Source organism: Clostridium sp. AM25-23AC (genome assembly GCF_003435125.1).
Classification (GTDB): Bacteria; Bacillota; Clostridia; order Lachnospirales; family Lachnospiraceae; genus Pilosibacter; species Pilosibacter fragilis.
Genome location: NZ_QWGI01000009.1, coordinates 16572 through 35824 on the forward strand (window position 1 = coordinate 16572; position 19253 = coordinate 35824).

At 52.2% G+C, this 19253-nt stretch carries 16 protein-coding genes; 1 reads left to right on the forward strand and 15 read right to left on the reverse strand.

Going from position 1 to position 19253, the window contains the following annotated elements; genetic code table 11:
- Window positions 1–226: 226 nt before the first annotated feature.
- The 15 genes from cysE to rimP form a co-directional block, all read right to left on the reverse strand.
- The gene (gene cysE / locus DW677_RS07135; protein WP_181967987.1) at window positions 227–898 is read right to left on the reverse strand and encodes a serine O-acetyltransferase; all 672 of its coding nucleotides are present in this window, start codon (window positions 896–898) and stop codon (window positions 227–229) included.
- Window positions 899–1189: 291 nt separating this feature from the next.
- The gene (locus tag DW677_RS07140) at window positions 1190–1633 is read right to left on the reverse strand and encodes a protease complex subunit PrcB family protein (RefSeq protein WP_015553620.1); all 444 of its coding nucleotides are present in this window, start codon (window positions 1631–1633) and stop codon (window positions 1190–1192) included.
- Window positions 1634–1778: 145 nt separating this feature from the next.
- Window positions 1779–2057, reverse strand: coding sequence for a type II toxin-antitoxin system HicB family antitoxin (locus DW677_RS07145; RefSeq protein WP_015553621.1), 279 nt, complete (start codon window positions 2055–2057; stop codon window positions 1779–1781).
- Window positions 2058–2206: 149 nt separating this feature from the next.
- Window positions 2207–4426 carry a polyribonucleotide nucleotidyltransferase gene (locus DW677_RS07150; RefSeq protein ID WP_117566755.1) on the reverse strand — a complete coding sequence of 740 codons (2220 nt, stop codon included), beginning with the start codon at window positions 4424–4426 and terminating at the stop codon, window positions 2207–2209.
- Between the two features lie 203 nt (window positions 4427–4629).
- Entirely contained in the window at window positions 4630–4896 is a 267-nt protein-coding gene (rpsO, locus tag DW677_RS07155) for a 30S ribosomal protein S15 (protein ID WP_117552104.1), read from the reverse strand.
- Window positions 4897–5287: 391 nt separating this feature from the next.
- Window positions 5288–7123 (reverse strand): L,D-transpeptidase family protein, encoded by a 1836-nt coding sequence (locus DW677_RS07160; protein WP_207658981.1) that lies wholly within the window; start codon window positions 7121–7123, stop codon window positions 5288–5290.
- Between the two features lie 145 nt (window positions 7124–7268).
- Window positions 7269–8198 carry a bifunctional riboflavin kinase/FAD synthetase gene (locus DW677_RS07165; protein ID WP_117470762.1) on the reverse strand — a complete coding sequence of 310 codons (930 nt, stop codon included), beginning with the start codon at window positions 8196–8198 and terminating at the stop codon, window positions 7269–7271.
- Between the two features lies 1 nt (window position 8199).
- The gene (gene truB / locus DW677_RS07170; protein WP_117566757.1) at window positions 8200–9102 is read right to left on the reverse strand and encodes a tRNA pseudouridine(55) synthase TruB; all 903 of its coding nucleotides are present in this window, start codon (window positions 9100–9102) and stop codon (window positions 8200–8202) included.
- Between the two features lie 18 nt (window positions 9103–9120).
- Window positions 9121–10083, reverse strand: a complete 963-nt coding sequence (locus DW677_RS07175; protein WP_181968321.1) for a bifunctional oligoribonuclease/PAP phosphatase NrnA — start codon at window positions 10081–10083, stop codon at window positions 9121–9123.
- Window positions 10084–10228: 145 nt separating this feature from the next.
- Window positions 10229–10624, reverse strand: a complete 396-nt coding sequence (rbfA, locus tag DW677_RS07180; RefSeq protein WP_021904670.1) for a 30S ribosome-binding factor RbfA — start codon at window positions 10622–10624, stop codon at window positions 10229–10231.
- 82 nt (window positions 10625–10706) lie between these two features.
- Entirely contained in the window at window positions 10707–13532 is a 2826-nt protein-coding gene (gene infB / locus DW677_RS07185) for a translation initiation factor IF-2 (protein ID WP_242992122.1), read from the reverse strand.
- A gap of 88 nt (window positions 13533–13620) precedes the next feature.
- The gene (locus tag DW677_RS07190) at window positions 13621–13932 is read right to left on the reverse strand and encodes a ribosomal L7Ae/L30e/S12e/Gadd45 family protein (protein ID WP_015553628.1); all 312 of its coding nucleotides are present in this window, start codon (window positions 13930–13932) and stop codon (window positions 13621–13623) included.
- Window positions 13919–14149 carry a YlxR family protein gene (locus DW677_RS07195; protein ID WP_117470801.1) on the reverse strand — a complete coding sequence of 77 codons (231 nt, stop codon included), beginning with the start codon at window positions 14147–14149 and terminating at the stop codon, window positions 13919–13921. Before DW677_RS07195 ends, DW677_RS07190 begins: the two co-directional genes overlap by 14 nt.
- Before the next feature lie 71 nt (window positions 14150–14220).
- Entirely contained in the window at window positions 14221–15387 is a 1167-nt protein-coding gene (gene nusA / locus DW677_RS07200; RefSeq protein ID WP_021904667.1) for a transcription termination factor NusA, read from the reverse strand.
- Window positions 15388–15402: 15 nt separating this feature from the next.
- Complete coding sequence (gene rimP / locus DW677_RS07205; protein ID WP_021904666.1) at window positions 15403–15870, reverse strand: ribosome maturation factor RimP; 468 nt, start codon at window positions 15868–15870, stop codon at window positions 15403–15405.
- Between the two features lie 390 nt (window positions 15871–16260).
- On the opposite strand from rimP, the gene DW677_RS07210 reads away from it, so the two are divergent.
- Entirely contained in the window at window positions 16261–19203 is a 2943-nt protein-coding gene (locus tag DW677_RS07210; protein ID WP_117566759.1) for a TetM/TetW/TetO/TetS family tetracycline resistance ribosomal protection protein, read from the forward strand.
- The last annotated feature ends 50 nt before the right edge of the window (window positions 19204–19253 follow it).

Sequence of the window (19253 nt, forward strand, 5' to 3'; positions counted from 1 at the left end):
TCATAGTTACACGCAAAAATCCATTCCAGATCAGCTTCGCTGATGGGATTTTTGCCCTCCAGCCTATGTTTTCTTACGGTCAGCGCAGCAAGTGCGCAGACCTACTGAACAGTTGCGCCCGTTGTTACTTTCGGTCTGGCAGCCTGAGCTTCTTTTCGCTCAATGCAGCACCTCCGCAGGTCTGCTTAAAGGTCCTCCGGTTGTACTGCTGCTTAGATCTATTCTGCTACAGCTCCTCCTTCGCCTTTTCCAGCTCCTTCTCCAGCTCTTTCACCCGGCGCTCCAGCTCGTCGATGGTCTCCTGCATCTTGCAGATGTGTTCCGTGTTGATCTTCTTTGACGGGTCTTTCACCGGCACGCCGTCCTTTTTGACCTGTCTCGCGGGGATTCCGGCTGCGGTGCTGTTCTCCTCCAGGGGCTTTAAGAGGACCGCGTTCGCCGCGATCTGGCAGTTGTCACCCACCTCGAAGGCGCCGAGGATCTTCGCTCCGGCTCCGATGAGGACATTGTTTCCGATGGTCGGATGGCGTTTTCCCTTCTTTGTTCCGACACCGCCCAACGTCACGCCCTGGTAGATCGTGCAGTTATCCCCCACCACCGTGGTCTCGCCGATGACGATGCCGCAGCCGTGGTCGATGAGGATCCCATGTCCCAGGACCGCGCCCGGATGGATCTCGATCAGAGTGAAAAATCTGGCGATCTGGGAGATCAGACGACCGAGGAACCGCATATTGTGGGTCCAGAACCAGTGGGCGATCCGGTGCCAGATCAGGGCATGGACTCCCTGGTATAAAAGCAGGACCTCCAGCGCGCTTCTCGCCGCCGGATCTCTCTCCTGAACCGCCTTTACATCAAGCCAGATATCTTTCAACAACATGTTTTTCCTCTCCTCTGCCATCCCGTTGTAATCTTTTAAGACATATTTTCTCTGTCTATCATACGTATTCTGCCCATATTGTGTGTCCGAATTTCTTCACATCAGATCATTTTGGTCAATCGGTCACGTTCCACATCTGCCGTCAGGACATTTATGGCTGATTACATGTATTCTATCAGAAATGATTATCAAAGTAAAGCGTTAACTCAATACATCAGTGCAAAATATCGAGTCTGTCTTACCTATATAAAGTAATTTCCGATTACACAATATAAGGAAACGCATTTGTAAGCAAAACACGACAGTCAGGCTTTACTGAAATACCACCGGCTTATCCCGATACTCTGTCTTCACGATCAGCACCGGATACGAGTTCTCTGTCCCCCTCGCCTCACCAGCCTCCGGTCCCGTAAGTTCCGTGCGGATCACGATGGAATTATCCGTCTCATAGAGTTCCTTCACCGCCACGCTGTAGCCGCCGCCTTTCTGCGGACCCTCGCCGATGACGATATACATTTCCAGCCCGTCCGCGTATGTAAGCTTGAATGGTTTTTCCCGCTTTTTGTCGATCAGCTCCTTTAATGCCGCCGGGATATCCGCCTCCCCGGTGACTGTAAATTCCAGGTCTTCTCCCTGCTTCTCCTCAGAATTTCCGGACTGACATCCGGTAAATGCCGCAATCCCACCCAAGATCACCATCAGGACTCCCAGCACCGTAAGCACCTTTCTCGCGCGCCTTGGCAAACGTCTGAACATAAAATAAGATCCCCATCATGGATTTTGTTACAATCCTATTCCGGGGATCCCATTTATATGAGTTTCTTATTCGTAACTGTTCAGCAGATCTGCCCACTTGCTGCGCTGACCGTAAGAACACGTAAGCTGGAAAGCAAAAATCCCATCAGTCGCTGTCCGGTAAAAACTTGATCTTTACCATGATCTGCTTCGCAACCTGATTCTCTGCAAGCTCAATATCGTCTACATGAGTCGCGAAAGGCAGGTCGCCCTCGAATTCTTCCAGCTCTACGCTGATCCAGTTCTGGGCTGCATCTCTGGCGTTTTCGATAGCGTCCTCTAAATCGGCACCGTCCGCCTCACACATCTCCAGATCCGGAAAGAATGCGTGATAACCGGTTCCATCTTCTTTCTCTGTAAATACGGCAGGATATGTAAATGTCATAGTTTTCTCCTCTCCGATCTTTTTTTAATCAACATGAGCCGCAGGCTGCAAAGCAAACGCTGCAGGCTGCGGCCCATGTATTTATCGTAAGCAGCACCGTTCAGTCATGCAGTAACCAAAACTGGCACATAACCAGACTCTGACATGTCTTACTCGTTATCTTCCTTCTTCTCAGAACGCTCGCGTCTGTCGTCGCGGCGTCCGCCTCTTCTGTCATCGCGTCTCTCCGGGCGGTCGCTTCTCTCGCGTCTTTCCGGACGTGTTAACTTCTCAAGGTCTGCTGTCATATCTTCCGGTCTCATGGTCAGGTTGATCCTTCCCATGCGGTCTACCTCAACGACTCTTACCGTAACCTCATCGCCGATGTTGACAACATCCTCAACCTTAGCGACACGCTTGTCGGAAAGCTTGGAGATGTGAACCATACCATCCTTATTCGGAGCAAGCTCAACAAATGCGCCGAATTCCATGATGCGGACAACCTTACCTGTGTAGATCATGCCCGGCTCAACATCTGTCACGATGTTCTTGATCGTAGCGATGGCCTTGTCGATCATCTCCTGATCAGTACCGCAGACATTGACAGCACCGTCGTCTGTGATGTCGATCTTAACTCCTGTCTCCTCGATGATCTTATTGATCACTTTACCCTGCTTGCCGACTACATCGCCAATCTTAGCCGGATCGATGGTGATCTGTGTGATCTTCGGAGCGTACTTGGACAGAGTCTTTCTCGGCTCGCTGATAACCGGAGCCATAATGTTATCCATGATGTAAAGTCTTGCTTCACGGCAGCGTCTGATCGCCTCCTCGATGATCGGGCGTGTTAAACCGTGGATCTTGATATCCATCTGGATCGCAGTGATACCTTCGTGAGTACCGCCTACCTTGAAGTCCATGTCTCCGAAGAAGTCCTCAAGACCCTGGATATCGGTAAGAACGATGTAATCGTCGTCTGTCTCGCCTGTTACAAGACCGCAGGAGATACCGGCTACCATAGTCTTGATCGGAACACCTGCTGCCATAAGGGACAGGGTAGATGCACAGATGCTGGCCTGGGATGTGGAACCGTTGGACTCCATTGTCTCAGATACAGTACGGATCGCGTACGGGAACTCTTCCTCGCTCGGAAGTACCGGTACAAGGGCACGCTCAGCAAGAGCGCCATGACCGATTTCACGGCGTCCCGGTCCTCTGGACGGCTTTGTCTCACCTACGGAGAAGGACGGGAAGTTGTAATGGTGCATATATCTCTTTGTTGTCTCATTCTCATCAAGACCGTCAAGACGCTGTGCCTCGGAAAGCGGAGCAAGTGTGCATGCGTTTAAGATCTGAGTCTGTCCACGGGTGAACATACCGGAACCATGTACGCGCGGAAGGATATCGATCTCAGCAGCTAACGGACGGATCTCGTCGATGCGGCGGCCATCCGGGCGCTTGTGGTCTTTTAAGATCATCTTTCTTACGGTCTTCTTCTGATACTGGTAGACAGCCTGTCCGATAAGCGGAAGCCACTCTTCGTTTTCAGCAAATGCCTCTTCGAGACGCTCTGTGATCTGGCGGATGTTCTCCTCACGTTTCTGCTTCTCGTCTGTAAATACTGCCTCTTCCATCTCAGCCGGCGGAACGATCTCTTTGATCGCAGCGAACAGCTCATCCGGAATTGCGCAGCTCTCGTAAGTGTGCTTTTCTTTACCGCACTCAGCAACGATGCGGTCGATGAATTTAATGATCTCCTGGTTTACTTCGTGTGCCTTGAAGATCGCGTTGATCATGGTCTGCTCCGGAACTTCCTTTGCGCCAGCCTCGATCATGATAACCTTCTCTCTTGTGGACGCAACGGTAAGAGCAAGATCAGATACCTTCTTCTGAGCGGATGTCGGGTTGATAATGAACTCGCCGTCAATAAGACCTACCTGGGTCATTGCACACGGACCGTCGAACGGGATATCGGAAATGCATGTAGCGATCGCGGAACCGAGCATAGCTGTGAGCTCCGGGCTGCACTCCGGGTCAACGGACATAACAATGTTGTCAAGTGTTACGTCGTTTCTGTAGTCCTTCGGGAATAATGGACGCATCGGACGGTCGATAACACGGGAAGTAAGGGTCGCGTTCTCGGATGCCTTTCCCTCTCTCTTTGTGAATCCGCCCGGGATTTTTCCTACGGAGTATAATTTTTCTTCATATTCTACGCTTAACGGGAAGAAATCGATCCCGTCTCTCGGCTTGTCAGATGCAGTTGCGGTAGAAAGAACAACTGTATCGCCGTAGTGCATGAATGCTGCACCATTTGCCTGCTTTGCAACACGGCCTACCTCAACGGTAAGGGTACGTCCTGCAAGTTCCATGGAAAAACTCTTAAACATGGCTTCGTCTCCTTTTCTTAAATGTTGCGACAGAAGAAGCCGAAACTACTAAACTAAACATGATCCACGCATTGGTTAACACGCGAACCCGTAAGCTCCGGATCACTCATGCCTACTTTAGCGGTCTCGGAAGTTTCTTCCGTCTGTCAATTACAACAAAGGTGGAGTACACGAAATCATGCGCTCCACCCATAAGTCTGCTATTACTTTCTGATGCCTAACTTCTCAATAAGAGCACGGTATCCTTCAAGATCAGATTTCTTAAGGTATGCAAGAAGACCACGTCTCTGACCTACCATCATAAGAAGACCACGTCTGGAGTGATGATCTTTCGGGTTAACTTTTAAATGCTCTGTGAGCTCTGCGATTCTTGCTGTAAGAATTGCGATCTGAACCTCCGGTGAACCTGTGTCTCCCGGTTTTCTGCCGTACTCAGCGATAATAGCTGCTTTCTTTTCCTTTGAAATCATTGTGATTTCCTCCTTAAAATTCTTTAAACTTACCGATCACCAGGTCCCGGTTGGAGTTATCCGCTGACCGAGTGTCGGCGCTTTCACATACTCTGACAGTATAGCATACCTGTCTTTAAAAGTAAATATGTTTTTTCATAAAAAGCCCCAGAATCGTTACAGTTCAGCCATTACATCTTCTTGTTTTCATATTCATGAAAACAAGAAGCTTGGTGGTTCCACCATATGCTGATTTGGATGAAAAAGTGCTTATGCAAGCAAGCTTGCAACACACTTTCTCATTCAAACCAGCGCATGGCTGAACTGTAACCCAGAATCTTCCAGTTCAAAAAAGCAGTTCAAATCGTGTTTAAACGTCACGGAATTGAACTGCTTTTCTTTTAAACCGATTTTAAAATCCAGGTCCGACTTCCTGCTCTGTCATGCCTTCCGTCTCCTGCACGAATCCCGGTCCGAAGCTCTCGTTGTCCCCGCCCGCCGTAACTGCAGGTGTCGTCTCAGGTGCCGCGGTTGTCTCCGGCACGGACGGTCCCGCCGCGGTCGTTTCCGGCGCTGCCGTGGTCGCCGGTGCTGCCGTCGTCTCAGGTGCCGCGGCTGTCGGCACTGCCGTCGTAGCTGCCGTTGTCTCCGCCGTTCCGTCCTTCTTCGTTCCGCTGGTCTTGGAGCTCTCCGTGCCGTCTAAATGGTAGCACAGGACCGGATCTCCCGCGGAGATGTTCTCGTAGATGGTCTTCGCCACTGCCGGCGGCAGGTTGACGCAGCCGTGGGATCCGCCATTCTTGTAGATCGTTCCGCCAAATGTCTTTCTCCAATTCGCGTCATGCAGACCGATTCCGCCGTTAAACGGCATCCAGTAGGAAACAGGAGTCGCGTATCCCTGGCCTTTCAGGGTCGCATTTCTCTGCTTATACGTGATGGAATAAGCACCCGCCGGGGTACTCCAGCCCTTCGCAGCATTTCCGGACACGAAATCCGACTCCACAAGAAGCTTTCCATTCGCATAGAAGTAAAGATGCTGCGCCGTCAGGTTGATTTCCACGTATGTATTTCCATAATCATTTCCCGAATGGCTCGCGGCCTTCTGGGAATATTCCGGCTCTCTGGATGTCTGCTCCCCATTTTTGATGAGGCTCACGAGAGCTACCGTCTCCTTCGCCTGGTCGATCTTCCATCCGTAATTTCCGGTGGTAATGGTCACCGTCTTTCCGTAGGATGTCTTCAATGTCTTCGGCTTATACGCGGTGTTACAGGTGGATGCCAGGTTCTTGACATACTCCGCCGCCTTCGACTCGCTGACACTGACGCTCGTCCCGTTGACCGTGAGCCAGTTATGGATCTCATTTCCGTTCAGCGTCTCCGCTTTATCTCCAAACTTATATGTGATCTTCGCCCCCACATACTTGTTCATGGTCTCGCAGGCCGTCTTAAGTGCCTCGTCCTCGGAGGTCACCGAAGGAGCCAGATAACATCCCTGCTCCTCGAGGTCCACGCTCTCCGCCAGGGACATGATCGCAGTGGCGACCGCCTCTTTCACCTTGTCCTCCTGGAGCTCCGTTCCCTCATCCTCTTTTATGATCGAGTAAGAGCCTGTTGCGGAATCATAATCAGAGATCTTCGCGTCCTCCGGCTCTCTCATATTTTCCTCGTCCATGCAGGAGAGACCTTCTAATGCCTCATTCAGCATATCGTCGCTGTAGCGGAGCAGGGCATCCGTATTTACCTCATTCACCGCTTTTCCAAACCGGTATTTTCCCCAGTCCATCGGCTTCTGGGAGGCGATGGCCTTATCTAACGTATCATCAAACTCCGCGTAAAGTCCCACACTCTCCCCGGTGATGGACTCAGAGAGATCCTCGCGCCCATTGATGGTCAGCGTATATCCCTTTAACTGCTCCATGATGGCGTCTTCCACTTCCGATGCCGTCTTTCCCGTCACATCCATGCCGTCAACGATGGTTCCGGGCAGAAAACATGTCTTGTATTTTGAGGATTCATGCCAGTAGAGGCCGCCGCCAACGGCACCAACGAGAACGACCACGCCGCCGCACACAGCCGCGATCTTTACCGCCAGGTCCTTATTCATTCCGGTCCCACGGTTTTTCCCCCGTTTTCTCCCTTTCTGGGCCTTAAATTCCGCATATGTCATCGCCGGCTTCTGTTCCGGCGCCTGCTTTTCTTTTCCCACGCCTTCCGGCTTATTTTCTAACTCCAATTCTTCCTTCTCCATGTATAACTGTCCGTCAGATCCGCACTGCATGGGCAAAGCTTTTCCAGACAGTTACCTTCTCTTTTTAGATACGCCCGTCTCCCATCCTTTTGCGGGAAACGGATGATGTTCTTTTTTATGATACTTTTCTGAAATTTATGAATATTTACGCAAACTCCAGATACCGTCTCTGGCACTCCTTGATATCATGGTCCAGCTGTGCCTTCAGCGCGCCGATAGACTCAAACTTCATCTCCGGTCTCACAAAGTCGAGAAGCTCCACTTTCATCTCTTTTCCGTAGAGATCTCCCGCAAAATTATAGAGATAAGTCTCCACTCCCACCGGATTTTCCCCGGAGATCGTAGGCTTTGCCCCCACATTTGTCAGTCCGCCGTAAGTTTTTCCGTCCACGGTCACCCTCGTCACATAGACGCCGAACTTCGGCAGGTGTTTCACCGCCGGCGGGATCAGGTTCGCCGTCGGATATAATTTTGTGTGTCCGATGGCGTTTCCATGCTGCACCGTTCCGGTGACAAAGTAATAATACCCCAAAAGCTTGTTTGCCTTTATGATATTTCCGTCCGCCAGCATCTCACGGATGTAGGTGCTGCTGATGATCTTTCCTTCCTCGTCCCGCTCCTTGTCAACAACAAAATAGCGGTATCCGTACTCAGACGACAGGCGCTCCAGCATCGCGCAGTCCCCGGCTGCCTTGTATCCAAAGTGGCAGTCCGGACCGGAAACGATGACCCCGGCGTTCATGTGTCCCACCAGGATGTCGGAGACGAACTTCTCCGGTGCCATATGGCATACTTCCTCATCAAACGGGTATTCTACGATGTAGTCAACACCGGCTTTCTCCAAAAGCATCTCACGCTCCGGGTTCGTCATGATCATAGTCTGCATCTTTCCCTTTACCAGGGTTCCCGGAGGCGTCGCGAAGGTGAACACGGCGATCTTAAAGCCTTGTTCCTTCCATTTTAACATCTCATGCATCAGCTTCTGGTGTCCCCTGTGGAGACCGTCGAATTTACCGATGCTGACGACTGTCTTCTCTTTGATCTGAAACTCTCTGGTTTCCGCGATGTACTGCATGTCAATTTCCTCCCAGAAAGATTTTTTCCGGATAGTACATGTGTTTCCCTTCGTCGTACCTAAACACCCCGATAAAGGTTCCATCCGAATGATAAACCCGGAACATGTCCCCGCCCCTTATATCTTTTACCGCGCGGCTGCGGAACGGATTTCCGTTCTTTAAGAGCTTATCGAGCTCCTCCGTATCCGAGCGGATCTCCGGAAGCTCCTTGAAAACTTCCTCCACCGGAAGTACGGCCTCCGCCAACCGGTCTTCCTCTTTTAACTTCTGAAGCTCGTCCAGTGTCAGGCTCTCCGAGAGTTCAAACCGGCCCACCTTTGTCCGAAGCAGCTCCTTCATACAGCCGCCGACGGAGAGCTTCGCGCCGATATCATGGCACAAGGTTCGGATATAAGTTCCCTTTGAACAGGACACGGTCATCGTGACCTCCGGGAGCTCCATCTTCTCGATCTGGATATCGAAGATCTTAACCGGGCGCGCCTTCCGCTCCACGTTTTTCCCCTCTCTCGCAAGCTCATAGAGCTTCTTTCCATCGACCTTGAGTGCCGAGTACATCGGCGGAATCTGGGCGTAATCCCCGATAAAGGAGAGGACCGCGTCCTGCACTTCTTTTTCAGTGAGGCCCGATGTTTCTTTCGTCTCCAGCACCGTACCCGTCGTGTCCTCCGTGTCCGTCTCGGTTCCCAGAAGAAGAACAGCCCTGTATGTCTTGTCGTGGTCAGTCAGCATATCGCAGAGCTTTGTGCCTTTTCCGGCGCACACCGGAAGAACGCCTTCCGCCGCCGGATCGAGAGTCCCCGTATGACCGATCTTTCTCTGACCCAGGATCCCCCGCATTTTCGCCACCACATCGTGGGAGGTGAATCCTTTTTCTTTATATACGTTAATAATTCCGTCGTACATTCTTTCCTCCGGTGTTCGTTACTTGAGCTCTTCCCACTGCTCGCGGATCTTTCCGCTGATCTTCTCCACGATCTCCTGCGGCTCCCCCGTCATCGTGCAGCCTGCGGCCTTCACATGTCCGCCGCCGCCGAAGCTCAGGGCGATCCGGCTCACATCCACTGCGGAGTTCGTTCTGAGGCTCACCTTGTACTCGTCAGGATTTCCCGTCTGGTAGAGCAGAAACGCGATCTCGATGCCTTCAATGATCCGAAGCTGGTCCACGATTCCGTCCGTGGCCTTTACGGTGCAGCCATATTCCCTTAACTCATCCGTCGTGACAACCGTGTATACACAACGGTTATCCAGAATCCGGACACTTTCGAGAACAGCCCGGCCGTGAATCTTCGCCTGACCATATGTCTTCGCAAAAAAGCTGTCGTCGATGATCTTTGGGAAATCGATGCCCTTTTCCATTAAAAACCCGGCGATCTCCATGGTCTGTCTCGATGTGTTTGAGAACTTGAAGATACCGGTGTCATGAGCAATTCCCGTATACAGGCACTCTGCGACCGCTTTGCTGATCTTTCCCTTATCGAGAAGGCGGAACACCACCTCACTTGCGGAGCTTGCCCAGCTCTCGATCACGTTGACCCTGCACATTCCCTTGTTCGTGATGTGGTGGTCAACGCAGAATGTATCTTTTGCTGTCTCCCGGTACGGGGCGAAGACGCCCAGGCGTGGAACGTCGCTGGCATCCGATGTGATGCAAAGGTCAAATGTTTTTGTGTCGTCGTATTCTGTGTGTACATCCTCAAAACCGGAAAGAAAGGAAAATTTCACTCCCATTTTCTCCAGATACACCGAGACCTCAAGCCCCTCATAATTTTCCTTCAGATAATTATAGAGTCCCAGACAGGAACCGATACAGTCCCCGTCAGGATTTACATGGCCCAGGATCACAATGCTCTTCTTTCCTTCCAGCATCTCATCAAGAATTCCCAAAAGTTCCGCCTCCCTTAATGTGTATTGTAATATAAAAAACAGAAAAATCCGGCAGAATCCGCGTTACGCGTGTCCGACCGGATTCCTCTATATGATTTCAGTACGCTCCTGTCCGCGTATTTTCCACGCAGACCGGTTCCTTCGTTTAATTTTCGCTCTCAGTTCCGTCGTCTTCCTGCTCCTCCGGCATATCCTTTGTCACCTCATCGATGAGCTTGGACATGCGGACGCCGTACTCGATAGACTGGTCCAGCACGAAGAAGATCTGCGGAGTGTTCCGAAGATTTACTTTTTTCGCAAGCTGGGTTCTGATAAAGCCCTCCGCGCTCTTTAAACCGCGGATCGTATCTTTCGCCTGCTCCTCGTCCGCAAGGACGCTGATGTAGGCCTTACAGATCTTAAGGTCCGGTGTGACCGAGACCTGGACCACGCTTGTCATCGGATGAACACGCGGGTCCTTGAGCTCGGAGCGGATGATTTCGCTCAGAGCTTTCTGGACTTCGCCGTTGATCCGGATATTTTTTACACTGTTTTTTCTCATGATATTACCTCTTTTTTACGACTATCCCGGACATAGCCGCGAAACGAAACTCTCCGCGGCTATGCACAGACCTGACAGACAACTATCTCGGCACCTCTACCATGATATAAACTTCGATCATATCGTCTTCCTGAAGATCGTTGAAGCCCTCGAATACAAGACCGCACTCGTAGCCTGCGTTGACTTCCTTCACGTCGTCCTTGAAACGCTTTAAGGATGCAAGCGGTCCCTCGAAGATCTGCTCACCGTCTCTCGTGATGCGGGCCTTGCTTCCGCGGGTGATCTTACCGTCAAGCACATAGGAACCGGCGATGGTGCCGACTCCGGATGCCTTGAACGTCTGGCGGACAACCGCATGACCGGTTACCTGCTCCTCGTATACCGGATCCAGCATACCCTTCATGGCAGCCTCTACATCCTCGATCGCCTGATAGATGACGCGGTACAGACGCATGTCGACTTTCTCGCGGTCCGCGATGGACTTCGCCTGTGCGTCCGGACGAACGTTGAAACCGATGATGATCGCATTGGAAGCGGATGCAAGTGTAACGTCGGACTCGTTGATCGCGCCAACGCCGCCGTGGATGACTTTGACAACAACTTCCTCGTTGGAAAGTTTTACGAGACTCTGTTTTACAGCCTCTACAGAACCCTGTACATCGGCTTTTACGATGATCGGAAGTTCCTTGACATTTCCGGCCTTGATCTGTGAGAACAGGTCGTCTAAGGAGAGTTTTGCCTTTGTATCTTCGATAAGCTTATTCTTGCTCTCTGCGATGAATGTCTCTGCGAAGCTTCTTGCCTCTTTCTCGTTCTGGTGCGCGATGAATACCTCACCTGCGTTCGGAACATCGTTGAGTCCGAGGATCTCAACCGGAGTGGACGGGCCAGCCTCTTTGACACGGTTGCCCTTATCGTCCATCATGGCGCGGACTTTACCGTAGCAGCAGCCAGCGGCGATAGCGTCACCGACCTTTAAGGTACCTTTCTGTACAAGTATCGTTGCCACCGGTCCTCTTCCCTTATCAAGCTGCGCCTCGATCACGAGACCTCTTGCGCGGCGGTTCGGGTTTGCCTTTAACTCTTTTACCTCTGCTGTTAAGAGGATCATCTCGAGAAGTTCCGGAATTCCCTCTTTTGTATGTGCGGAAACCGGTACGAATACGGTGCTTCCGCCCCAGTCCTCAGGAATCAGCTCATACTCGGATAACTCCTGTTTTACTCTCTCTACGTTTGCGCTCGGCTTATCGATCTTGTTGACAGCAACGATGATCTCAACGCCTGCTGCCTTCGCGTGGTTGATGGCCTCAACGGTCTGCGGCATAACACCGTCGTCCGCTGCGACAACGAGGATCGCGATATCTGTTGCCTGGGCACCACGCATACGCATTGCCGTGAACGCTTCGTGACCAGGTGTATCCAGGAATGTGATCTTCTGTCCGTTGTATTCAACAACATAGGCACCGATGTGCTGTGTGATACCGCCTGCCTCTCTGGAGGTTACGTTTGTCTGGCGGATCGCGTCAAGAAGGGAAGTTTTACCGTGGTCAACATGACCCATTACGCAGATGACCGGCGGTCTCGGAACCATGTCCTTCTCGTCCTCTTCTTCCTCTTTTAAGAGTTCCTCGATGACGTTGACCTTCTTCTCCTTCTCGCAGAGAACATCATACTCCATAGCGATCTCTTCGGCTTTCTCGAAGTCGATCTCCTGGTTGATCGTAACGATGGTGCCCTGTAAGAAGAGCTTCTTAACGATTGCGGACGGCTGTAATTTCATCTTGTCCGCGAGTTCTTTGATCGTGATAACCTCCGGGATTACGATGGTCTTGATCTCCTCGACCTTCGCCTCCTCCTTCTTCGGCTGCGGCGGCATAACCGGAGCTTTTACGCCCTTCTGGCCCTTTCCTGCCTTGCCTTTCATCTCGATATCGCGGTCTTTCTTTGCGTCATGCTCTTTCTTGTAAGCGTTCTTGCTCTGCTTTGTGTTCTGCTGCTTCTGTGCAAGCGGTGTATCGAAGGACGGCTTCGGAATGCCCATGCCGCTTCTGTTTCCGCCCTGACGGTTGTCGTTTCTGCCCTGGTAACCGCCCTGACGATTGTTGTCACGGTTGCCCTGGTAGCCACCCTGGCGGTTTCCGTCTCTGTTGCCCTGGTAGCCGCCCTGGCGATTGTTATCTCTGTTACCCTGATAACCACCCTGGCGGTTTCCGTCTCTGTTGCCCTGATAGCCGCCCTGACGGTTGTTATCGCGGTTGCCCTGGTAGCCACCCTGGCGGTTTCCGTCTCGGTTGCCCTGATAGCCGCCCTGGCGGTTTCCGTCTCGGTTGCCCTGGTAGCCACTCTGGCGGTTTCCGTCTCGGTTACCCTGGTAGCCGCCCTGACGATTATTATCTCTGTTGCCCTGATAGCCGCCCTGGCGGTTATCTCTTCCGCTCTCACGGTTTCCGTCGCGTCCCGGGAACGGACGGCTCTCTCTGGACTGGAAGCCCTGGCGTCCTTCCGGACGGCTCTGGTTCGGAAGCGGACGGACATTCTCACGAAGATCCTGTGCCGGTGCCTCTGTCTTAACTGTCTCCGCCTTTTTCTCCGGTGCCGGTGCTGCTGAAGTCTCAGCTGCCTTTGCCGGTTCTGCCGGCGCGCTGTTTGTCGTCGGTCTCACCTGCATGCCGGAACCGTTGTTCGGTCTTGCCGGTCTCTGACCGCCCTGCTGGCGGTTTCCTGCCGGACGTTTCTGTGTGCTGTTCTGCGGACGGTAAACTGCCGCAATACGCTTCTTTGCCGGTGCTGCCGGCGCATTATTTTCTCCTTCAGCCGGAACTGCCGGCTTTGTGGAATTCTCCTGATTCTGATTCAATGTATCTGTTCCCTCTTTTTTCTTTCTTAAATCCTTTTCAAACTCACTCACGCTCGCCACCTCCAAAATAGTCCCTGCAAACCATCGCCAATGTACATGACCCGCCGCATGCAGGCATGCGCTCCTCATGTCCGCAGGACTACGCTTTTGCAGTAAAATGCTTCAACAACGCATTGGAAAAATTCTCGTCGATCACGGCCAGGGACGCTCTCATCTGCTTTCCCAGGATGTGTCCGAGCTCTTCCTTGCTTCCGAACTCAAAGTACGGGACCTTATAGTAAGTACACATGTTCCGGAACATTTTCTTTGTGTTGTCCGAAGATTCTTCCGATACGATCACCAGTCCGGCTTTTCCGGACTTTACCGCCTTCTCTGTGGAGAACTCGCCACTTCTTACCTTGCCGGCTTTCTCCGCCAGGCCCAACAGGCCCAGGACCTTATTTCTGTTCATCGATCTGTTCCATCTCCTTTTTCAGACTTTCGTAAACCTCTTTTGGAATTGCCATTTTAAAGGAGCGTTCCAGTCCCCGGCTCTTCACTGCCTTTTCAAAGCATGCCATGGATGGGCAGATATATGCGCCGCGTCCGTTTTTTCTTCCGGTCGCGTCAATGGAAATCACGTCGTCAGTACCTTTTAAGACACGGATCAGCTCCCGCTTGTTTTTCATTTCACCGCAGCCAATGCACTGTCTCTGCGGAACCTTCTTTACTGTACTCACTGTGGTCGTTCCCTTCTCTCCTATTCTTCTGTCTCAGCCTGTGCTTCGGAAGTTTCCTCTGCCGGAGCTTCGTCCTCTGCCGGCTCTACATCTTTCTCGTACTCGCCCTCAAAGCCTTCCTCGCCGAAATCCATATCGTCGAAGAGGCCAAGCTCTCTCGCCTGTGTCTCACTCTTGATATCGATCTTGTAGGTGGTAAGTCTTGCGGCAAGTCTTGCATTCTGTCCTTCTTTACCGATCGCTAAGGATAACTGGTAGTCCGGAACGATGACCTGTGCCTCTTTCTCGTCCTCATCCGCAACGACGGAGATCACCTTTGCCGGGCTTAACGCGTTCTCGATCAGGAACGCCGGGTTATCATCCCAGTTGATGATGTCGATCTTCTCGCCGCGGAGTTCATTTACGATCGCGTTGACTCTCGCTCCGTTTAAGCCGACACATGCACCTACCGGATCAACGTTCGGGTCTGTGGAGCTTACGGCGATCTTTGTTCTGGAACCTGCCTCACGGGCGATGGCGCGAATCTCAACGGTACCGTCGCGGACCTCTGCGATCTCAGCCTCAAACAGACGTCTTACGAGGTCCGGATGCGTTCTGGATACGGAGATTCTCGGTCCCTTCGGGCTGTCCTTAACTTCCAGGATATAAACCTTGATGCGCTCAGTTCTCTGGAATACTTCGCCCTTTACCTGCTCAGCTTCCGGAAGGATCGCATCGATCTTTCCGAGATCTACGCTGACATTGCGGCCGATATAACGCTGGACAATACCCGTAACGACCTCTTTCTCCTTGCACTGCCACTCGCTTAACTGGGACTTACGGCTCTCCTCGCGGATCTTCTGTAAGATCACGTTCTTCGCGTTCTGCGTCGCGATTCTGCCGAAATCATGGGAATCAATGGGGATCTGGACGATATCACCAAGGACATGTCTCGGAGCGATCATTCTTGCGTCAGCGAGGCTGATCTGTGTGATCGGGTCCTCCACAGTCTCAACGACCTCTTTTTCCATATATACAGAATAGTCGCAGCCATCCGGATCAATGATGACTTTCACATTGTCAGCTTTGCCGAAATGGTTCTTGCAGGCTGTGAGAAGTGAATTCTCAATTGCCTCCAGCAATGTGTCCTTACTGATGTTGTACTCTTTTTCGAGTATATTCATCGATTCCATCAGTTCCTTGTTCATTTTTTATCCTCCTTATTAAAAATCGAATGCCAGACGGATTAAGGCAATGTCTTTTCTATTAAATGTGCTCTCGGAACCGTCCTCATAGCGGATCGTTACGGTGTCCGCGTCATATGCCGTGAGAATTCCGGAGAAATCTTTCTGTCTCTCGATGGCGCGGTACAGCTTGATATCGACTGCTTCGCCGAGACTTCTCTTAAAGTCCTTCTCTTTCTTTAACGGTCTGCCGAGTCCCGGGGAGCTTACTTCCAGGATATAGCTGTCATCGATAAAGTCTTCTTTATCGAGCCAGTCGCTTAAGCGTCTCGATACCATCTCACAGTCATCCACTGTAAAGCCGCCCTCTTTGTCGATATAAGCTCTCAGATACCAGGTGCCCGCTTCCTTCACGTACTCCACGTCCACCAGTTCAAAATTATTCTCTTCCATGATCGGAATTAAAAATTTCTCGACCCTGGATTCATATTCATCTCTTCTTGCCATGGGTTTCCACCGCCTTTCTGCCGGAATATTCCGGTTATGCAAAACGAAAGAGTGGACTTTTTCGTCCACTCTTTTGACCGGTTACTTATGTTATCATCAAAATCATAGCATAGAACATCTGAAAAATCAAGGGGTTTGCTGGGAAAAGTGCCTGTTTGCGGGATTTCTGTGCAGTTTTCCGGGTGTTTTCTATGATTTTGGGGCAGTGACCAGCCCGACAGACCTGTCCATTTACGCAAATCATGCTGATCCTGGTGAATCCTGTGCCGGTGCCTCGTTGCATGGGATTCTGTTTTCTGATATACTATGTTTACGCTGCCGCCTTTTATTTTCTTTCAGGCGGCAGGTCACTTATTATATCTATATTACAGAAAGCAGACCTTATTGTATATGAAACGATTTGTTATCGGTATCCTCGCGCATGTCGACGCTGGAAAGACGACCATGTCCGAGGCAATTTTATATGAGACAGGAAAATTAAAGAAAATGGGGCGCGTAGACAACCGGGACGCGTTTCTCGATACGTTTGCACTGGAGCGCGCCCGGGGCATCACGATCTTTTCGAAACAGGCGGTCTTTCCGTTAGGCGATGCTTCCGTGACGCTCCTCGACACGCCGGGTCATGTGGACTTTTCGGCGGAGATGGAGCGGACACTGCAGGTGCTGGACTACGCGGTGCTCATCGTCAGCGGGGCTGATGGGGTGCAGGGACATACGGAGACGCTCTGGAGACTTTTAAGACGATACCGGATCCCGGTGTTTATCTTTGTGAATAAGATGGATCAGAAAGGGACGGATCGAGATGCGGTGCTGGCATCGCTGAAGGAGCGGCTGGATCATGGAGTCGTGGACTTCAGCGGGGTGATCGGGAATGAGGATGTGTTGACATTTTCAGTCTCTGCTGAACCGTTTTCGGCGGTCTGCAGAGATCCAGAAGAGGCAGCTGAGGAGATCGCCACCTGCGATGAAGTGCTTCTGGAAGCTTACCTCGCAGACGGTACTTTAAAGACAGACGATGTGCGGAAAGTCATCCATGACCGGAAACTCTTCCCGTGCTTTTTCGGCTCTGCGTTAAAACTTTCCGGCGTCCGGGAATTTCTGACCGCCCTCGGGGAGTTTGCGTCATGTCCGGACTACACGAAGGACTTCGGCGCGAAGGTGTTCAAGATCTCCCGCGATGAGGCAGGCGTCCGGATGACGCATCTGAAGGTCACGGGCGGAAGTTTGAAGATCCGCGATTCGCTGTCCCCTGATTCTGAGGAGAAGATCAACCAGATCCGGCTCTACTCCGGCTCAAAGTTTGAGGCATTGAAGGAAGCGGAACCTGGCATGGTGGTGGCCGTCACCGGAATCTCCGACACGAGGCCTGGACAGGTCTTCGGAACTGCCTCCGAGAGTGCTCTTCCGCTTTTAGAGCCGGTCCTCACCTACCGGATCCTGCTGCCCTTTGGAACAGACTCCCACACCATGCTCAAAAACATGCGCATGCTCGAGGAGGAAGACCCGCAGCTCCATATCGTCTGGAACGAGGCGCTTGGCGAAATCCAGGCACAGGTCATGGGCGATGTACAGATGGAGATCCTGAAAAGTCAGGTACAGGAACGATTCGGCGTGGAGATCGAATTTGGCGAAGGAAATATTGTATATAAGGAAACGATCGCTAAGATCGTTGAGGGCGTCGGTCATTTCGAACCGCTGCGCCACTACGCGGAAGTCCATCTTTTGATGGAACCGGGTGAGCCGGGAACCGGACTCGTCTTTGATACCAGCTGCAGCGAAGATATGCTGGATAAAAACTGGCAGAGACTGATCCTGACACATCTGGAGGAAAAGCGGTTCCGGGGAATCCTCACCGGTTCCGAGATCACCGATATGAAGATCACTCTGATTGCCGGGCGTGCCCACCAGAAGCACACAGAGGGCGGCGATTTCCGCCAGGCAACCTACCGCGCTGTCCGTCAGGGACTCTGCGAGGCGGGGTGTGTGCTCTTAGAACCCTACTACGCGTTCCGTCTGGAAGTCCCATCGGAAAACCTTGGGCGCGCCATGGCGGATCTTGACCGGATGCAGGGTGAATTTTCCTCGCCGGAACAGGATGGCTCCATGGCTCTTCTTACGGGAACCGCCCCGGTTTCCACCATGAGAAATTACCAGCGCGACGTGATCTCCTACACGAAAGGCCGCGGACGGCTGACCTTGAGTCTTTCCGGCTACGAACCGTGCCACAACGCCGAGGAGGTTATCGCGGCCTCCGGCTACGATTTCGATTCCGACCTCCAGGACCCTGCCGGATCTGTCTTCTGCTCCCACGGGGCAGGCTTCGTGGTGCCGTGGGATGAGGTGAAGCAGTATATGCATGTGGAGAGTCCGCTGGCAAAGCAGCTTGCGAAGGAACAGCAGGAACGGGAGCTTAAGGAAGCGAATGAACGGCTGCAGGCGATGGCAGCGGATGTAGCTGCGGGGAAAGTTCCGAGTGGAGCGGCTGGCGGCAGCGCTGCTGGCTCTGGTTTTTCTGGCAGTAAAAATTCTGGCTCTGGAGCTGGACCTGGTTCGAGCGGCTCTGCCGCTTCTGGTAACGGTATCGACTCTGGAGCTTCCGCGAATGGCACTGCCGGTTCTTCCTCCGACAGCCGCGGAAATGGAGGTTCTTCCCTTTCCTTCTATGATGATAAGGAACTCCAGGCCATCTTCACCCGTACATACGGCGAGCCGAAGCGGAAGCTTGCCTCCGACTACGACTCCCGCACCGTGATCCGTGCGAAGAACGCCAACCCGGTGAAGCCGGTGAAGGAAAAAGAGGAGCCGGAGGACGAGTATCTTCTCGTTGACGGCTACAACATCATCTTTGCCTGGGAGGAACTGAGCGATCTGGCGGCCGTGAGCATCGATGCCGCCCGCTATAAGCTTATGGACATCCTAAGCAACTACCAGGGATTCCGGAAAATATGTGTCATCGTCGTCTTCGATGCCTACAAGGTCCCCGGCGGTGTAGAGAAGGTCCAGAAATACCACAACATCAACGTCGTGTATACAAAAGAGGCGGAGACCGCCGACCAGTACATCGAAAAAGTCGCGATCCGCATCGGCAGACGATACCGCACCACAGTCGCTACCTCCGACGGCGTGATCCAGCTCATTATCCGAAGTCAGGGCTGTATCCTCTGGTCCGCGAGGGATTTCCGTGAGGAGATCGAACGTGTCGGAAAGCTGATCTCTGAGGAAAAGGGAAAGCACACCGGCAATGCAAAAAATTATCTGTTCGCGCATGCAGACGCGGAGACACAGAAGTATTTAGAGGCAGTACGACTGGGAAAAAATCCTGAAATGCCATAAAAGAATGTGCCTTGGCACATTCTCGCGCCTCGCGCGGTCGCTTGCGACAG